At 69.3% G+C, this 16,172-nt stretch carries 10 protein-coding genes, 1 pseudogene and 2 riboswitches; of the genes and pseudogenes, 4 read left to right on the top strand and 7 right to left on the bottom strand.

Annotated features, from left to right (window positions below; all coding sequences use genetic code 11):
• The 3 genes and pseudogenes from ACY5KJ_RS08535 to ACY5KJ_RS08525 form a co-directional block, all read left to right on the top strand.
• A pseudogene (locus tag ACY5KJ_RS08535) lies at window positions 1-309 on the top strand (lysine 6-monooxygenase); the annotation flags it as partial.
• 492 nt (window positions 310-801) lie between these two features.
• Window positions 802-2,397, top strand: a complete 1,596-nt coding sequence (locus tag ACY5KJ_RS08530; RefSeq protein ID WP_462203131.1) for an IucA/IucC family protein — start codon at window positions 802-804, stop codon at window positions 2,395-2,397.
• 11 nt (window positions 2,398-2,408) lie between these two features.
• Window positions 2,409-4,016, top strand: a complete 1,608-nt coding sequence (locus ACY5KJ_RS08525) for a glutamine synthetase family protein (protein WP_462203130.1) — start codon at window positions 2,409-2,411, stop codon at window positions 4,014-4,016.
• Here ACY5KJ_RS08525 and ACY5KJ_RS08520 read toward each other — a convergent pair.
• The 3 genes from ACY5KJ_RS08520 to ACY5KJ_RS08510 all read right to left on the bottom strand — a co-directional run bounded on the left by ACY5KJ_RS08520 (window position 3,976) and on the right by ACY5KJ_RS08510 (window position 6,264).
• A complete protein-coding gene (locus ACY5KJ_RS08520; RefSeq protein ID WP_462203132.1) occupies window positions 3,976-4,923 on the bottom strand; it encodes an MMPL family transporter in 948 nt (315 codons plus the stop codon). The genes ACY5KJ_RS08525 and ACY5KJ_RS08520 overlap by 41 nt on opposite strands.
• 73 nt (window positions 4,924-4,996) lie before the next feature.
• Complete coding sequence (locus tag ACY5KJ_RS08515) at window positions 4,997-5,836, bottom strand: MMPL family transporter (RefSeq protein ID WP_462203129.1); 840 nt, start codon at window positions 5,834-5,836, stop codon at window positions 4,997-4,999.
• On the bottom strand, window positions 5,812-6,264 hold the full coding sequence (locus ACY5KJ_RS08510) for a hypothetical protein (RefSeq protein WP_462203128.1): 453 nt from the start codon (window positions 6,262-6,264) through the stop codon (window positions 5,812-5,814). Before ACY5KJ_RS08510 ends, ACY5KJ_RS08515 begins: the two co-directional genes overlap by 25 nt.
• Window positions 6,265-6,394: 130 nt before the next feature.
• Here ACY5KJ_RS08510 and ACY5KJ_RS08505 point away from each other — a divergent pair, with 130 nt between their 5' ends.
• Window positions 6,395-7,141, top strand: coding sequence for a TetR/AcrR family transcriptional regulator (locus ACY5KJ_RS08505; protein WP_462203127.1), 747 nt, complete (start codon window positions 6,395-6,397; stop codon window positions 7,139-7,141).
• 107 nt (window positions 7,142-7,248) lie between these two features.
• On the opposite strand, the gene ACY5KJ_RS08500 is transcribed toward ACY5KJ_RS08505, so the two are convergent.
• The 4 genes from ACY5KJ_RS08500 to gcvP all read right to left on the bottom strand — a co-directional run bounded on the left by ACY5KJ_RS08500 (window position 7,249) and on the right by gcvP (window position 15,537).
• On the bottom strand, window positions 7,249-8,319 hold the full coding sequence (locus ACY5KJ_RS08500; RefSeq protein ID WP_462203126.1) for a glycosyltransferase family protein: 1,071 nt from the start codon (window positions 8,317-8,319) through the stop codon (window positions 7,249-7,251).
• 619 nt (window positions 8,320-8,938) lie between these two features.
• Window positions 8,939-10,648, bottom strand: coding sequence for a GGDEF domain-containing protein (locus tag ACY5KJ_RS08495; RefSeq protein ID WP_462203125.1), 1,710 nt, complete (start codon window positions 10,646-10,648; stop codon window positions 8,939-8,941).
• A gap of 588 nt (window positions 10,649-11,236) precedes the next feature.
• Window positions 11,237-11,977 carry an FkbM family methyltransferase gene (locus ACY5KJ_RS08490; protein ID WP_462203124.1) on the bottom strand — a complete coding sequence of 247 codons (741 nt, stop codon included), beginning with the start codon at window positions 11,975-11,977 and terminating at the stop codon, window positions 11,237-11,239.
• Between the two features lie 374 nt (window positions 11,978-12,351).
• On the bottom strand, window positions 12,352-15,537 hold the full coding sequence (gene gcvP / locus ACY5KJ_RS08485) for an aminomethyl-transferring glycine dehydrogenase (RefSeq protein WP_462189182.1): 3,186 nt from the start codon (window positions 15,535-15,537) through the stop codon (window positions 12,352-12,354).
• A gap of 55 nt (window positions 15,538-15,592) precedes the next feature.
• Window positions 15,593-15,716: riboswitch (glycine riboswitch) on the bottom strand.
• Window positions 15,717-15,813: riboswitch (glycine riboswitch) on the bottom strand. It abuts the riboswitch before it with no gap.
• Window positions 15,814-16,172 lie beyond the last annotated feature (359 nt).

The following is a 16,172-nucleotide window of genomic DNA, read 5'->3' as shown; positions in this document are numbered from 1 at the left end:
CGACAGATCCGCTTCCGCGTCGACGCCCGGTACCGGGTGGCGACCGACGCCGGTCTCACCGGCCGTGTCTACGTCCAGAACGCGGAGCTGCACACGCACGGCGTCGGGACGCCCGACCTCGGCCTCGACGACCTGACCGACGGCGACGCGTACCGGCTGCCGTCGCCGTCGACGTTCACGACCTTCGGGGTCCCCGCCCGGTCGGGCCAGCCGGACGGGAATGGCCAGGCCGCCGGCGAGCGGCGCGCGCGGCCGCGCGATCCGGCCCCGGTCGAGACGGCCAAGACAGCCGGAACGGTCGGACGTTGACCACGTCATGGTCCGCGCCGCCGCCCGCGGCACCGTCCCCGGGGCGGACCGGGTCGGCGGACCGATGGCGGCAGGCCGGCCGTGCCCTGCTGGCCAAGCTCATCGCTGAAATGGCCTACGAGGAGCTACTCAGTCCGCAACCCGACGAGCCAGCGGATGCCGCGGCCGGGCCGGCGGGCTCCCCGGGCGGGCCGACACCCACCGCACCGGCGCGGACGAGCGACCTCACGGTGCGCGGCGTGGCCCCGAACGGGCGCAGGCACCCCCCGATCGGACGGGGTCCCATCCAGGTGTTACCGGCTCCGAGCCGCGGGCGCCACGTACGCCTTCACCGCCCGACGTGGCACATTCGGGTCCTGGTGGATCGATGCCGCTACGCTGACCCGCTCGGTTACGCCGCCCGGCCCGGATGGCAGACCCCCCGAACCGGGCACCACACCGACCGTTCCGGGCACCGCACCGGCGGACGACCCGATCCGCTTCCTCCAGGACATGCAGGTCCTGCTCGGCTGGTCCGACCCGGTCCTCGCCGACGTAGTACGCGATCTGCTCACCACCCAGGCCGCCGATCATCATCTACTCGGAACGGCGATTCCCGCGGTGGATCTCGCCAATCTGCCGTTCGTCGCGCTCGAGGGGCACCAGACCGGCCATCCCTGTCTCGTCGCGAACAAGGGACGGCTCGGTTTCGCCGCGGCCGCGGCTGTCTACACCCCCGAGGCACGCCGGCCCTTCCGACTGCGGTGGGTGGCTGCACACCGCGCGATCGGGCGGTACAGCGCCAGCGCCCCCGAGGCCAGCGCCCCCAGAACCAGCGGCCCCGGGGCCATCGACCTTTCCGGACAGGGCTCGTCGACCGCGCCTGACCTGCTCACCACGGAACTCGACGAGCAGACCCGCACCCACTTCACCGATGTGCTCCGCTATATCTGGCTACCCGTCCATCCGTGGCAGTGGGAGAACGTAATCGTGCCGCTCTATGCGGCTGAGATCGCCACCGGTCTGCTGGTCCCGCTAGGCGAGGCACCGGACCGGTACCTGCCCCTGCAGGCGGTGCGCACCCTCGCCAACGTCGACCGGCCGGACCGGCGGAACGTCAAGCTCGCGCTGATAATCCGTAACACGCTGGTGTGGCGGGGGATGTCGGCGGCTGACGCCATCGCCGGACCGGCGATGTCGAGCTGGCTGCTCGGGCTGCGCGACGCGGATCCCTTCCTGCGCGATGTGACCCGGGTTCTCCTGCTTCCGGAGGTCGTCGGCGCCACCGTCCGGCACCCGGCCTACGACGCCGTCCCCGACGCGCCCTACCGCCTCCACGAACTACTCGGCGTGCTCTGGCGTGATCCGGTGGAGCGGTTTCTCGACGGCGGGGAGCGGGCGCGCAGCCTCGCGTCCCTGCTGGCGGTCGGCTCCGACGGTCGGGCAGTCGTCGCCGAGCTCGTGGCCCGCTCGGGCCGGCCGGCACACGACTGGCTCGCCGCGCTGTTCTCCGCCCTCCTGCCGCCGCTGCTGCACCACCTGTACCGGTACGGCGTGGCCTTCACGCCGCACGGCGAGAACGTCCTGTGCATCTTCGATGCCGAGGAGATGCCCCGCCGCATAGCCGTGAAGGACCTCGGCGCGGACATCGAACTGGTGTCCGGCGAGTTCCCCGAGCGGCGGGAGATGCCACCGGAGGCGGTCGAGCACTGCCGGCGGTGGCCCGGCCCGGTCCTGGCCCACTCCCTGCTCTCGGCGGTGTTCGCCGGGCACTCCCGCTTCTTCGCGGTGCTCGTGGCGGATCATCTCGACGTGGGCGAGAACCAGTTCTGGCGGCTCGTGCGGGCGACGGTCGACCGGTACCACACGAGGTTCCCGGCCCTGCGGGAGCGGTTCACCTCGATCGATCTCCTCGGGCCGGCGTTCGGTCGGGTCTGCCTGAACCGCGAGCAGTTCGCGGGCGCCGGGTTCCACGATCGCGCCGACCGGGACGGAGGCCTCGACCTGATGCACGGCGAGGTCGCGAACCCCCTGCACGACGTGTCCACCCTCACGACGGGCCCGGCACAACCGGCAGCCCCGACGGAACCGGCGCCGCCTACGGTATGAACGGAGAACGCATGACATCGTCGCCGGTTCCGACCCCACCATCGGCCCAGGTTCCGGCCCATCCCGACCCCCCGGGCCCGCCTGAGCCACCTGAGCCAACCGGGCGGCCCGCACCGCGGGTCCAGCCCCGCCCGATCGGCCCCGGGTCATCGTCCGATCAGGCGGTCGGGGAGAACGCAGCCGGCCGGGGAGTGCTACGTGACCTGCTGGCCGGAGCCGAACCAGTCGAGGAGATCATCGTCGCCACCGTCGACCTGCAGGGCCGGCTCGTCGGCAGCGCCGTGTCCCCGGAGCACTTCACCGGACCGGTGCTCGCCGACGGCCTCGGCGCCTGCACTTACCTGCACGCCGTTGACGTCGACATGAAGACCGACGGAGGCTACCCCCACTCGCCCTGGTACGACGGCTTCGGTGATCTACGGCTACAGCCCGACCTCACCACGTTGCGCCGCGCACCCTGGCATCCGTCCGACGCGGTGGTGTTCGCGGACGCGTTCTGGCCGGACGGGTCCCCGGTGGACGTCGCTCCCCGTGCCGTGCTGCGTCGACAGCTCGACGCGCTCGCCGACTCCGGTCTGACCGCCTTCGCCGGGACGGAGCTGGAGTTCCTGGTCTTCCGCGAGTCCTACCGTCGAGCTGCGCGGCGCTCCTACACCGATCTCACCCCGGCCAGCCGTTACAACATCGACTACGCGCTTTCCGGCACGGAAGGACTGGACGATCTGGTCCGGCGCATCCGGCGGGCGATGGCCGGCGTCGGGGTGGCGGTCGAGTCCGCGCGCGGGGAGGTCCATCCGGGGCAGTTCGAGATCGTGTTCCGGTATGCCGAGGCGCTGCAGGCCTGCGACAACCACACCCTCTACAAGACCGCCGCCAAGAAGATCGCCGCGGCGGGCGGGCAGGCCCTGACCTTCATGGCGAAGTACGACGGGGGCGAGGGGAACTCCTGCCACGTTCATCTGTCCCTGCGCGGGACGGGCGGGGCGTGTGTGTTCGCGCCGTCCCCCGAAGGTGAGGGGACGCTCGTCCGGCACCCCGGCTTGGCCCCACCGAGCACCGCACCCCCCGGTTTCCCACCCCCCGGCTCTCGCGACGACACCGCCGGGATGTCCGCGCTGATGTGCTCGTTCGTGGCCGGGCAGCTCGCCTGCATGGCCGATTTCGCGTTGCTGTACGCACCCAACGTGAACTCGTACAAGCGCCTGGCGCCGGGCTCCTTCGCTCCGACCGGAATCAGCTGGGGACGCGACAACCGGACCTGCGCCATACGGGTGGTCGGCGACGGGTCGGGGCTGCGCGTCGAACATCGGGTGCCGGGCGGTGACGCGAATCCCTACCTCGCCGTCGCCGGGATGATCGCGGCCGGCCGTTACGGCATCGAGCACCGTCTCCCGCTCGAACCCGGACGGATGGGCAACGCCTTCACCATGCCGGACGTGCCACGGCTGCCCGCGACGTTGCGGGAGGCGGTGGACGGGTGGCGGGCCAGTGCGGTGGCCCGGGCCGCCTTCGGTGATCGGGTCGTCGCCCATCTGGCCCATGCGGCCGAAGTCGAGCTCGCCGGCTACGAGCGGACCGTCACCGACTGGGAGCGTCGGCGCGGCTTCGAACGGTTCTGACCCCGGCCTGCTCCGGGACGGAGTATTCGCGCAGTCCGAACCGCTGATACAGAGTCCGCAACGGGCCAGGGGCCCACCAGTTGTAGTCGCCGGCCACCCGCATGAAGGCGGGGACCAGCACCCCTCGGATGAGGGCGGCGTCGAGCACGATCGCGAGCGCGGTGGCGATCCCGAACATCTGGATGAACCGGACCGACGAGGTACCGAACGCGACGAAGGTGACGGCGAGCAGCGCGGCGGCGGTGCTGACGATCCGCCTAACCCGGGCGAGCCCGGTGGCGACCGCTTCGGTGTTGGGCGCGCCGGCGTCGTGCGCCTCCTTGATCCGGGAGAGCAGGAAGACCTCGTAGTCCATCGAGAGCCCGAAGGCGATACAGAAGAGCAGGACCGGCATGGAGGTGTCCAGCGGGCCGGGGGTGAAGTCGAGGAACCCGGACAGGTGGCCGTCACTGAAGATCCACACCGAGGCGCCGAACACGGCGCACATCACCAGCCCGTTAAGCACGATGGCCTTCACCGGTAGCAGCACGCTGCCGGTAAACAGGAACAGCAGCACGAAGGTCGCCAGCGCGATCAGCCCGAGGGCGACCGGGAGACGGTCGGCGATCGTGGTCTTGCCGTCTACCAGGACGGCGGATGCGCCACCGATCAGCACACTGGTCCCCACGGGCGCCGGCACCGCACGCGCGGCCCGGACGAGAGCCTGCGCCCGGTCCGACGCATAGTCCACCGCGGGCACAACCTGGAGGGAATCCGCTCCGGCGATCGCGAACCGTCGGCTGGCCGGACCGGACGGTACGACCCGGCGCCCATCGATGTGGGACCCGAGGGCGCTATCGACCCGGGCCACGTCCGGCAGTTCGGACAGCGCGGTCGCGTAGGAGGCGAGCGCGGACCGGTCGATCATGCCTGGCCCGGCGGCCTGGACGACGACGTCGAGCGCGCCGCCGATGTCGGCGGCGAACGCGCCCCGCAGGGCATCACCGACGATCCGGCTGTCCGCCGAGCCCGGCTTCAGCACCCGGTCGTCCGGGGTGCCGAAGTTCACGTGCAGAAAGGGCGCCCCGAGGACGAGCAGAACCGCGATCACCGGCAGGCCGGTGAGTACCGGGTGGCGCATCACGGTGCCGGCGACCTGACGCCAGAACGGCGAGCCGGCCGCCTCGCGCACCACGACGGGCGCCGACCCCACGGGCGCCGACCCCGCCGCGCCCGCGGGCCCGATCGCCGCGGCGGCGGCGCACGAGCCCGAGCAGGCCGCCGATCCCCCAGGCGTTGACCCGCTCGCCGAGCACCATCAGCAGCGCCGGCAGGGCCACGACGGCGGCCAGCATCGCGACGAGGGTCACCGAGATCCCGGCGTAGCTCATCGACTTCAGGAAGAACGGCGGGAAGACGAGCATCACGGCCAATGCCACGATCACCGTCGCCCCGCTGAACAAGATCGTCCGGCCGGCCGAGCGGACCGTCCTCTCCACCGCGGTGGCGCGGTCCCGGCCCACCGCCAGTTCCTCCCGGAACCGGCTGACCATCAGCAACGAGTAGTCGATGCCCAGCCCCAGGCCGAGGGCCGTCGCCAGGTTCACCGCGAAGATCGACACATCGGTGAGATCACCGATCACCGAAAGCGCGGCGAAGCCACCCAGCATGCCGAGCAGCCCGATACCCAGCGGCAGCAGGGCGGCAACCACGCCCGCGAACGCGATGACCAGCAACGCCAACGTGATGGGAATGGCGAACGACTCGGCGGCGGCGAGGTCGGCCGAGACGTGTCCGCTGATGTCCTCCCCGACCGTCACCGCCCCCGGCGCGCCCCCCACGACTCGTAATGATCAACGATGTCGGCGGCCTGGTCATCGTCCTGGATACTGGCGACGACAAGCGCCTGCCGGCCATCCCTCGAGCGCAGCGCCGGACCGCCCCCCGTCCAGTAGGACACGACGTCCCTCGCCCCGGCCTGGGCGGCGAGATCGGCGGCAACCGTCTTTCCCGCGGCGACGACCGCCGCGTCATCCACATCGCCCGCCCGGGCGGTCACCAACAGGAGGAAGTTCGGGCGGCCGTGGAAGCGAGCGTCCAGGACGTCCTCGGCCCGGGAGGAGTCCGACGCCGGATCGTCGAACCCCCCCGTCTGGAGTTTGCCGAAGGCACCGCCCGCGAGCCCACCGGCGCCGAGCAGCACGAGAAGCATGAGGACGAGGACCAGACGCGGGCGGCGCGTCACGAGCGCCACGAGCGGAGTAAACACGGAACCCTCCGAAGAGCAGGCGATGCTGAAGAGAACAGTGTTCGCGATCGCTGCTCGTGTCAAGACGCATCCGTTCGCAAAGTTGACAGCGTTCTCGTCGAGACCCACCATGACCGTGGTGAGCAGTCCGGTGCCCCGTCGCGAACGACTGCGGCAGGCCACTCTCGACGAGATCAAACAGACCGCGCGCGCCCAGCTGGCCGAGCACGGCCCGGCTGCGCTCTCCCTACGGGGGATCGCCCGGGTGATGGGCATGGCCCCATCGGCCCTGTACCGCTACGTGGACAGCCGGGAGGTCCTGCTGGCCGAACTGGTCGCGGACGGGTTCGCCTCACTGGCGGAGGCCCTGGAGGCGGCCTTCGACGCGGCCGATCCGCACGACCACCTACGACGCTGGCTCCAGGTCGCCCGCGCGCACCGCCGCTGGGCCCTGGACCATCCGACGGAATACGGACTGATCTTCGGCCCCGGCATCCCCTGCGCCACGTCGACCAACGACCGGATGATCACACAGCTGCACCGCGCGGTCGCGGTGCTGTTCCGCTGCATGAGCGAGTCGACCAGGGCCGGCATGATCGACGCCGCCACGGTGGACGCCCAGCTCACCCCGCCGATGCGCGCCAGCCTACAAGCCTGGGGACGCGACCACGACGTCGCGATCGACGCCGCAGGACTCGCCGTGTGCCTGGCCGTCTGGACCCAGTTGCACGGCTTCATCTCCTTGGAGATGTTCGGGCACCTCCCCTCCGCCCTCGACGACATCGACGATCTGTTCGACCGGCAGATGGCGGACGCGATCATCCGCGTGTGGCGAGGCGGGTACAACCTCGCCACGGTGATGCCCGTCCCGCCGGCCGGCCGGCCGGCCGCGGAGTGACCACCCGGTGCCGACCAACCACCCGGTGTCGACCAGACGGTCTGGTGGTCGACGGTCGGCCGGTCGGCGGCAGCGGTTCAACTGTCCGGCGACCGGCCGCCGGACGGTCAGGCCGAGGTCCGCATTCGCCGCCCCAGCGCGTCGAGCGCGACCCGACGGGTACCCTTGATCTCCGGCAAGCGCGCCTGATAAGCCGGTGCCGTGGCCAACGGCTGGTAGAAGCCGAGCCGCGGGACGAAGTCGGTGTCGTCGTAGCCCGGCGGCCGGTGCAACGCATACGTACGACCCGGGAAAAGCAGGTCGTAGTTGTCGGCGATCTGCCAGATGGCGACGTGCGGGTCGACCCGCCGACGCTGAAAGTACGCCTCCAGAACATCGATTGTGAAACTAATCTCATGGAACTGTTTGACCAGACTGTGGTAATGCTGGCCGACCTGATACTTGATCGGTAGTTCGATCTGGAGACTATCGGAGTAGTCGAGCAGATCGAGCGCCAGAACCTTCAGTGACGTCTCGACGCCGTACCCCCGCGAGAACGCCAGCGCCGCAAAGACGTCCGCGTCGATGACGAACTCCCCGATCAGGGGCTGGATTGTCCGAGTGATGGACGGCACATACCTGGCGAGCTGTTTCGACAACAGCGACCGCAGCATCTCGGTGGTTCGCCCCCCGGGCTGCCCGTCGCCAGTGACTCTACGCGAACTTCCGTTGACGAAAAGCGGGGCGTTATCGGCAGTCACGGCGGCAGCCAGGACACCCACTGTATATGGATCGTAGCTTTCCAGATCGGCGTCATGGAAGATGAGCCGACTACCGAATGCAAGGTAGGCGAGACTACGCATCGCGCCCGCTTTGCCGCCGGTCGTGGTGGCCTCTCGACCCGCGTGGCGCTGCAGGACCGACTCTCCACGCACGACCCAGCTGGCGCCCGCGTCGGTCGCGATGCGCATCAGGCCATGTTCGTCCCCGTCCGACGACGGGTCGACAACCACGCCGATCTCGTCCAGCACGCTGCGCTCCTGCATCCAGCGTTGCCGGTTGAGTGCGATGATGTCGCCGAGAGTTCGAGCCGCCTCCGGGCCACGGGCCGGGATGAGCAGACTCAGAGTGATGCCCTTGGCGAGTTTGTCGACCTCGATCGAGTCGAGGTCGAGGCTGGTGGGTTCGAGCGTTCGCACGGACGCCCCTCTCTCGTGACCTTTCTTGGGTACGGACAGCCCGTACCGGTGATGACGTCCAGATGGGGATCTGGTGCGGCATTGCCGGCGGTATCAGACGGGCTGGGTAGGGAATCCCCCAGCCACCCCGGACCGCACGATTGGGTACCTCCGTTCACAACGCCTCATCCGCCCGAGTCGTCGCCGGTACCTCCCCGCGTGTTCCGGTTCACCACTTCCGCCTCTCGACCACCCGGGAACGACCGGTCCGCCACATGCAGGTACTGGAGCGTCAAAGTATCGGTCTTACGATCGTGTCCGTCACTCCCCATCTTTCTCGAGGGGAACAACCACCGCTTCCGGGACAAGGAGCGAACACTCGGCGCCGCACCAGCACGACACATGACCCCGCCGCGCCACGGAGGGTACCCGACCAAGCACCTGGAGCGGTTGCTCCGGGACCGATCCGAAAGAACTACCCCCGCACGGCCCGCCGATGCCACCGGATGGGCGGAATCGCTCACGGCGTCCTACTCTCTTTCGGTTATGGCCACGGAAGGAAGACCGGCGCGCGACCGGAGCATCCCGAAGACGGACGATCGGGCGGCGCTCGCCGGCCTGCCCGCCGCCGTGGCCGCGCTCACCATCGCGTACGCCAGGGCACCGCGGCGGATACGGCATCCGGGGCCGGGGGCTGCCTACTCAAACCAGCCGTTTCACCGACTTCATGATCACCGACGTCGTGGCCCGGTCCGGCGGAACCGATCGCGACCCGGTCCCGTCCCGCGGCCTTCGCGGCGTACAGCGCGCGATCCGCGGCTGCGACGAGCGCGAAGGTGTCGTCCACGTGATCGGGGAGGGCCGCCGCTCCGACCGAGACCGTCACCGCGATCAGCAGAGACTCCTCGCCGCTGTCTCCCCGGACACCGGCACCCGACCGGGTCTGGCCGCGCGCCCTCGTCGGCTCGGTAGACCCCGCCGCCCCGGACTCCCCCGTTCGGGCCGGCGGGTCCAGAACTCGCGGCGCGGGCACGACGATCCGGACGGGTTCCCGTCCGACGCCGCGGCGCAGACGTTCGGCGATATCGGCGAGGGCGCCTCCCCGGACATTCAGCGTGAGCAGCGCGAACTCCTCACCCCCGTAACGGGCGACGACGTCACCGGGACGGGTCACGACCAGCAGTCGCCGAGCCACCTCCGTCAACACCTGATCACCAGCCGGATGGCCGAATCGGTCGTTCACCGACTTGAAGTGGTCGACGTCGACGAGGATCAGCCCCATTCCGGATCCGGTGCGTCGTACCCGACCGGCCGCCAACCGCATCTCGGCCTCCAGATAGCGGCGGGTACGCAGGCCGGTCAGCCCGTCCGTGATCGCCAGACGCCGCTGGTCGGCCTCCAGGCCCGCCATCCGAACGATGATCAGAATCATCATGATCGCACTTACGGCCACGACGACCAGCAGATCCCGTAGATCACCACGGATCACCTGCACGGCCAGCACGGTGGGAGCCACCAGCCCGGCGCTCGACAGTGCCACCAGGCGCCAGCCGCTGCGCGCCTGCGCACGCGGGGGCGCCGGCCGCGTGAGGTCGACCATGGTCGGATGCAGCGCGGCGGCGCCGAGGGCGAGGTTGCCCGTCAACCAGATCGCGTCGAGGTAGTTGCCGACCTCGAAGGCCCCGTTCGTCTGCTGCGCGACGTAGATGGTGTCGGCGGTCAGGATGGCGAGCAGGTTGCCCGCCAGCAGGAAGAAGGCGGGTGGGCGGCTCCCGTGCCCCACCACGAGACGGATGGCCACCCCCAGCAGCGCCAGATCCATCGCCGGATAGGCCACCGAGGTGACGCCGACGAACAGCTCCTGGCCCGCACGCACCTGCGGCGCGATCAGGTAGAGCCAGGACAACAGAACCGCCGCGAGCAGGAACATCGACCCGTCGAGCAGGCCGGCGATGTCCCGTTCCTGGGTCCGTCGCCGGGTCAGCAGAACGAGACCGACGACGAGCAGCGGGTAGTGGCCCAGATACAACGCATCCGGCAAGGCCGGATAGTCTGTGATGTCAAGCACATAGTGAAAGATGTAGAAGGCGCCATCGCCTATGGCGTACATCACCTGGCTGATTCCGATCAGCAACCAGGGACGTCGGTCGGTCAGCTCCTGGCGTTGCAGGCCGAGGAACACGGCCCCCGCGGCCGAGGTGCTGAGGCAGAGGTAGATGACCAGCCGGACGACGCGTGGGCCGCCGGTCGTGGGAAGCTGGCCGTAGACGAGGATGGCGATCAGACCGAGACAGAGATAGACGAGCCAGACGTGGCTACGCCAGGCGCGCCGCCACGATGGAGCCGGCATCACCCCTCGGTTCGCGACGCGGGATCCGTGCGGGACAGCGGGCGTGGCAGCGGTGCCGGGGTCCGCCGGGAGGTCCGGACCGGTGCGTCGCCCGGCTGGGCGTGATGCCGTCGATGGGCGTTCGTTGTCGGGTTGACCGAGGGAATCGGACCTGTCGACCATGCAGGACCGGCTGGCGGTGAACAGCCGCCCCGGAAGGACCGGGCCATGAGCAGCCTCTCAGTGTGAACATGCGGGTGGCACGCGTACCGGCCGCGTACGCCTGTGGTGCCTTGCGGCATTCCGTTGCCGCTCACGGCACCCACAGCAACACTGATCCCACCCGCCTGGCTTCGGCGGGTCGAACGACGAGTCGAACGCCGCGACCTGCTGAAACCGTATCGAATGGTTGCTCTTCGTACAGGAGCGTTTGAAGCCTGATGGGTACTCTTATCTGATCATTTGTCCACTCATTGTGCGGGATCCGCCCCGCTCGGACGGATCCCGGCTGGGGCGGTCACGAAGGGCGAGCCTCGCCCGGACCACTACGAGCTGATGATCGGAAAGTCAGGCTGACGACCGCCGTCGCGGACGTTTCCGCGACGCACCTCAGGGGTGGGCGACGAAGTTGAAGTGCGCCCCCGACGCGAAGGCCGCCCGGAACATGGGCAACGTGTAAGGACCGTCGCCGTCCAGATCGAAGATGCGCAGCCCGAGATCACTGTCGACGAGCGTGTACATCTCGTCGGCCGTCGTGCCGTAGTCCCGGGCACCGGCACCGAACTCGAAGACGAGATACGGCCGGCTGAAGCCGATCAGCTTCTGGCCGCCCTTGAACACCCCGTACTCCGCCCCCTCGACGTCGACCTTGATCAAGGCCGGCCGGTAGTCGGCCGGCATCGCGTCGTCCAGCGTCTCGACCGCGACCTCGATCTGTTCGACGTCCTCGCTGTCGGGCACCCGATCACGCAGCCCGCTGTAGGCGGGCCTGCTACGGACGTAGGTGAAGGGCAGCACCCCCGGCTGGTCGGCGAGCGCGGCCTGCCGTACCTCCACCGCCGGGAAATCGGTGGTCAACGCCGCGGCCATGTGCGGCAACGGCTCATAGGCGACGTGCCGGCCTCCCGGGGCGTGCTGGAGGATGATCCGGAGAACGTTACCCTTGTGCGCGCCCACGTCGATACAGTTCGAGTCCTCCCGGAGAACGAAGGACAGCAGCAGCGCCAGATGCCGATCGTCGCTGCGATTGCGGCGGGCGGTAGGGACGACGTTGTCACGCACCAGCTTCAGCGCCGGACCGAGGCCGATGTCGACCGCCACCCGCCGGGCCCTTGCCAGCTGTTTTTCCATCCGAGGATCCATCCGCCGTGGCCTCCTGTTGTTCAAGCGGCGACCTGCCGGAGTGTCATCGCCGAATGACCCGTTATGACAGTCAGTACACCACTATTGGGCGAACATGATCCATGGTCAAGACCGGCAACAGGAATTTCAAGTCCACTTCATTCCCGCTCGACCCCGCTCGGACGAGCGGACGAGCGGACGAGCGGACGAGCGGACGAGCGGACGAGCGATAATCCTTACGCCACGAAGAGTTCGACTTCTGAACTCTTCCGTCAGGGAAGGGTTTGGAGGTCGCGGCAGACTACCCAGCGGGACCGTTCGGCCTCGCATCGGCCGCCGCCGCGATGGAGAAGATCGACGGCGGCCGCGTCAGCATCCCGTCTTCAGCGGGCCCCCGCGAGAATCTGCTCGTCGACCGGCTCCGCGGCGAAGGATCCCACCGGTGGGCAGGTGCAGACCAGGTTGCGATCACCATAGGCGCCGTCGATCCGACGTACCGGGGGCCAGTACTTGGCGGCCCGCAGCGAAGCGACGGGATAGGCCGCCACCGATCGCGGATAAGCGTGCGACCATTCGTCGGCGGTAACCATCTGTGCGGTATGCGGAGCATTATTCAGAGGATTGTCGGTCCGCGGCCAGATACCGTCTCCAACCTTTTCCACCTCGGGCCGAATGGAGATCATCGCGTCGCAGAAACGATCGATCTCGCCGAGATCCTCACTCTCCGTCGGCTCGACCATCAGTGTTCCGGTAACCGGGAAGGACATGGTCGGAGCATGGAAACCGTAGTCGATGAGACGCTTCGCCACATCGTCCACGGTGACGCCGGTCATCTTCGTCAACGGCCGTAGGTCCAGAATGCACTCATGGGCGACCAGCCCGTCCCGGCCCGCGTAGAGCACCGGATAGTACGGACGCAGCCGGTGGGCAATGTAGTTGGCGTTCAGGACGGCCACCGAGGTCGCCCGGCGCAGGCCATCCGTACCCATCATCCGGATGTAGGCCCACGGAATCATGAGAATTCCGGCCGAGCCCCATGGGGATCCCGAGATCGGGCCCACTCCGGTGGCCGGTCCGGCCTCCGGCCGCAGCGGGTGGTTCGGCAGATAGGGTAGGAGTTTCTCGACCACGGCGACCGGGCCGACCCCCGGACCCCCGCCACCATGCGGGATGCAGAACGTCTTGTGCAGGTTCAGGTGGCTCACGTCGGCCCCGAACTGCCCCGGCCTGGCGAGCCCCACCAGAGCGTTGAGGTTCGCTCCGTCTACGTACACCAGGCCGCCGGCCTCATGCACGATCGCGCACGCCTGCCCGATGCCCTCCTCGTACACACCATGGGTCGACGGGTAGGTGACCATCAGCGCCGCCAACGCGTCCGCGTTCGCGCGGGCCTTGCGGGCCAGATCGTTCAGGTCGACGTTCCCGTCGTCGTCACAGGAGACGACGACCACCCGCATTCCCGCCATCGCGGCGCTCGCCGCATTCGTCCCATGCGCCGAGGAGGGAATGAGACAGATGTTTCGCACCACGGACCCGGGAACAGCATGATCGCGGTGATAGGCCCGGATGGCGAGCAGCCCGGCGAGCTCACCCTGACTGCCGGCATTCGGCTGGAGGGAAACCCCCGCATACCCGGTGATCTGCGCAAGCCAACGCTCTAGGTCCTGAATCATCGCGAGATATCCGGCGGCCTGGCCCAGCGGAGCAAATGGATGGATGTCGGCGAATTCCGGCCAGGTGACCGCGGCCATCTCCGTGGTCGCGTTGAGTTTCATCGTGCACGACCCCAAGGGGATCATGCCCCGGTCGAGAGCCAGATCAAGATCGGACAGTCGACGCAGATAGCGGAGCATCGCGGTCTCCGACCGATGGTCGTGGAACACCGGATGTTGCAGGTAGGGATCCGTACGCACCAGTTCGGCGGGCAGCGCCACCAGCTCGTCCGCCATCTGGTCTGCCTGGTCCGCGCGGGCCATGAGATGATCGCTCGCCGCCGCGACGGGCCCGGTCCGAGCCCCGGTCCGGATCCCGCTTTCGGTCTCGGTCTCGGTCTCGGTCCAAGTGATGCCCGCCGTGGCCTCCGGGCCCACCCCGAAGGCCGACCAGACGGCCCCCAGCTCGGCCCGGCCCGTCGTCTCGTTGCAGGAGATGCCCACGTGGTCATCGTCGACCAGCCGCAGGTTCACTCCCCGCGCCAACGCGTCCGCAACCACCTGGGCGGCCCGGCCCGGTACCGCGGCGAGGACGGTGTCGAAGAACGCGTCGTGCACCACCGTCACACCGGCGGCGCGCAGGCCTTCGGCGAGGCGCACCGCGTGCCCGTGGAGGCGACGCGCGATCCCGGCCAGGCCCTCCGGGCCGTGGTAGACCGCGTACATAGAGGCGAGTACCGCGGGCAGCACCTGGGCTGTGCAGATGTTGCTCGTCGCCTTTTCCCGCCGGATGTGCTGCTCACGGGTCTGCAGGGTGAGCCGGTACGCGGGTGCGCCGTCCGCGTCGACCGATACCCCGACGAGCCGCCCCGGCAGGGACCGCTCCAGCCCCTTGCGCACTGCGAGGTAGCCGGCGTGCGGGCCTCCGAAGGACAGCGGTAGCCCGAACCGCTGCGTGCTCCCCACCGCGATGTCCGCGCCGAGATCACCAGGCGCCCGCAGCAGGGTCAGCGCCAGCGGATCGGCGGCGATCGTGACGACGATGCCGCGCTCCCTCGCCGCTGCGATCACACCACGCACATCCCGCAGGACGCCCGCCGGCCCGGGATAAGACAGCAGCAGGCCGAAGGTCGCATCCAGTTCCGCCGGGCCCACGGCCGTGAGTCCGGCGGCGAGATCCGCGACCACCACGTTGATCCCCAGCGCCTCCGCCCTGGTCGCGACCACCGCAATGGTCTGCGGGAGGGTGTCGGCCTCGATGAGGAACGTCGTGCGGGAACCCTTCGCCGTCCGGAACGCGATCTGCATCGCCTCGGCCGCCGCGGTCGGCTCGTCCAGCAGGGAGGCTCCGGCCACCGCCAGGCCGGTCAGATCAGTGATCATCGTCTGGAAGTTGAGCAACGCCTCCAGGCGGCCCTGGGAGATCTCCGGCTGGTACGGCGTGTACGCTGTGTACCAGGAGGGGTTCTCCAGGATATTGCGCTGGATGACTCCCGGCATCACCGCGGGATGGAACCCCAGCCCGATCATCGAGGAAACCGGTCGGTTCCTGCTACCGAACGCGCGTAGGGCCGCGAGCACCGCGGGTTCACTCAGCGCCGCGGGAAGATCCAGATCCTGGTCACGGATGCTCGCCGGGACGGCCGCATCAGTGAGCGCGGCCAGTGATTCCACGCGCAGCGCATCCAGCATCGCCCGTTGGGAGGACGGGTCCGGGCCGATGTGCCGATCGGCAAACCGCGAGATGGCCGCGGCGGGCAGCCGCCTCGCACCGTTCCTGCCCACCGCCGCGGCGCTACCCTGCCGCGGCGCCCCCGACCGCGCGTGCGACGACGCGGGAGCGGTCGTGGCGGCCATGGCGGCCGTGGCCGGTCCATCGGCATAGGGGGTGTCGTCGTACTCGGTGACGTCAGGCATGATGACTGCTCCGGAGGTCGGGCGACGACGGATCATGCCGGCGCCGCGGCGGGCCTCCCCCCCTGTCATAGGCCTGAGAGCTTCACCGGCGCCGCCGCCGGCAGTCCGGGGAGCTGCGGGCGGGGAACGCGGCTTTCACCGTCGGCGGGACACCTCACGGCGTCCACTTTCCAGAGTTGCCTGACCCGGCGGTTGGGGGCCTGAGAGTTTATGGGGAGAGCTTGCTCCTTCGGCGTCCCGACCAGCGAGCGACCGGGACTCTCCCGCACAGGTGTGAGCGGCATCGGTATGGAGTTGTGGGACGGGGCACGGATGACCCGGGGATGCCTACCAGTAGCGAATGATCGGCTCCCGACTGGCGCCGGTCCCCTCGACGCCGGCTGCGTTCAGCCACGATTCCACTCCCCGAACACTAGCTGCGGGAGCCCGGCGGGCCAACCAGTGACCCCCACCGAAACCTGTTCGCAACATGAACCCACGAACCCGTGGAGCCGTGGGCCGTGGCCACGGGACCATCGGTCGTCCGCCATCCGATCCTGCGGGCGGAGGCGGCGGCCTCGGCGTCAGGGCCGCCCGCCGGTAGGCGATACGAGCGCGGACATCTATGTATCTAGGGCCTGTTTGGGAAGTTCATC

This window comes from Frankia sp. CcWB3 (genome assembly GCF_977927595.1).
This window is presented reverse-complemented; position numbering and strand designations above follow the sequence as displayed.

Coding starts and splice junctions, on each gene's coding strand:
- ACY5KJ_RS08520 (WP_462203132.1), bottom strand. CDS start 4,923: ATGATCGACCGGTCCGCGCTCGCCTCCTACGCGACCGCGCTGTCCGAA.
- ACY5KJ_RS08530 (WP_462203131.1), top strand. CDS start 802: ATGCAGGTCCTGCTCGGCTGGTCCGACCCGGTCCTCGCCGACGTAGTA.
- gcvP (WP_462189182.1), bottom strand. CDS start 15,537: ATGCCTGACGTCACCGAGTACGACGACACCCCCTATGCCGATGGACCG.
- ACY5KJ_RS08495 (WP_462203125.1), bottom strand. CDS start 10,648: ATGCCGGCTCCATCGTGGCGGCGCGCCTGGCGTAGCCACGTCTGGCTC.
- ACY5KJ_RS08490 (WP_462203124.1), bottom strand. CDS start 11,977: ATGGAAAAACAGCTGGCAAGGGCCCGGCGGGTGGCGGTCGACATCGGC.
- ACY5KJ_RS08525 (WP_462203130.1), top strand. CDS start 2,409: ATGACATCGTCGCCGGTTCCGACCCCACCATCGGCCCAGGTTCCGGCC.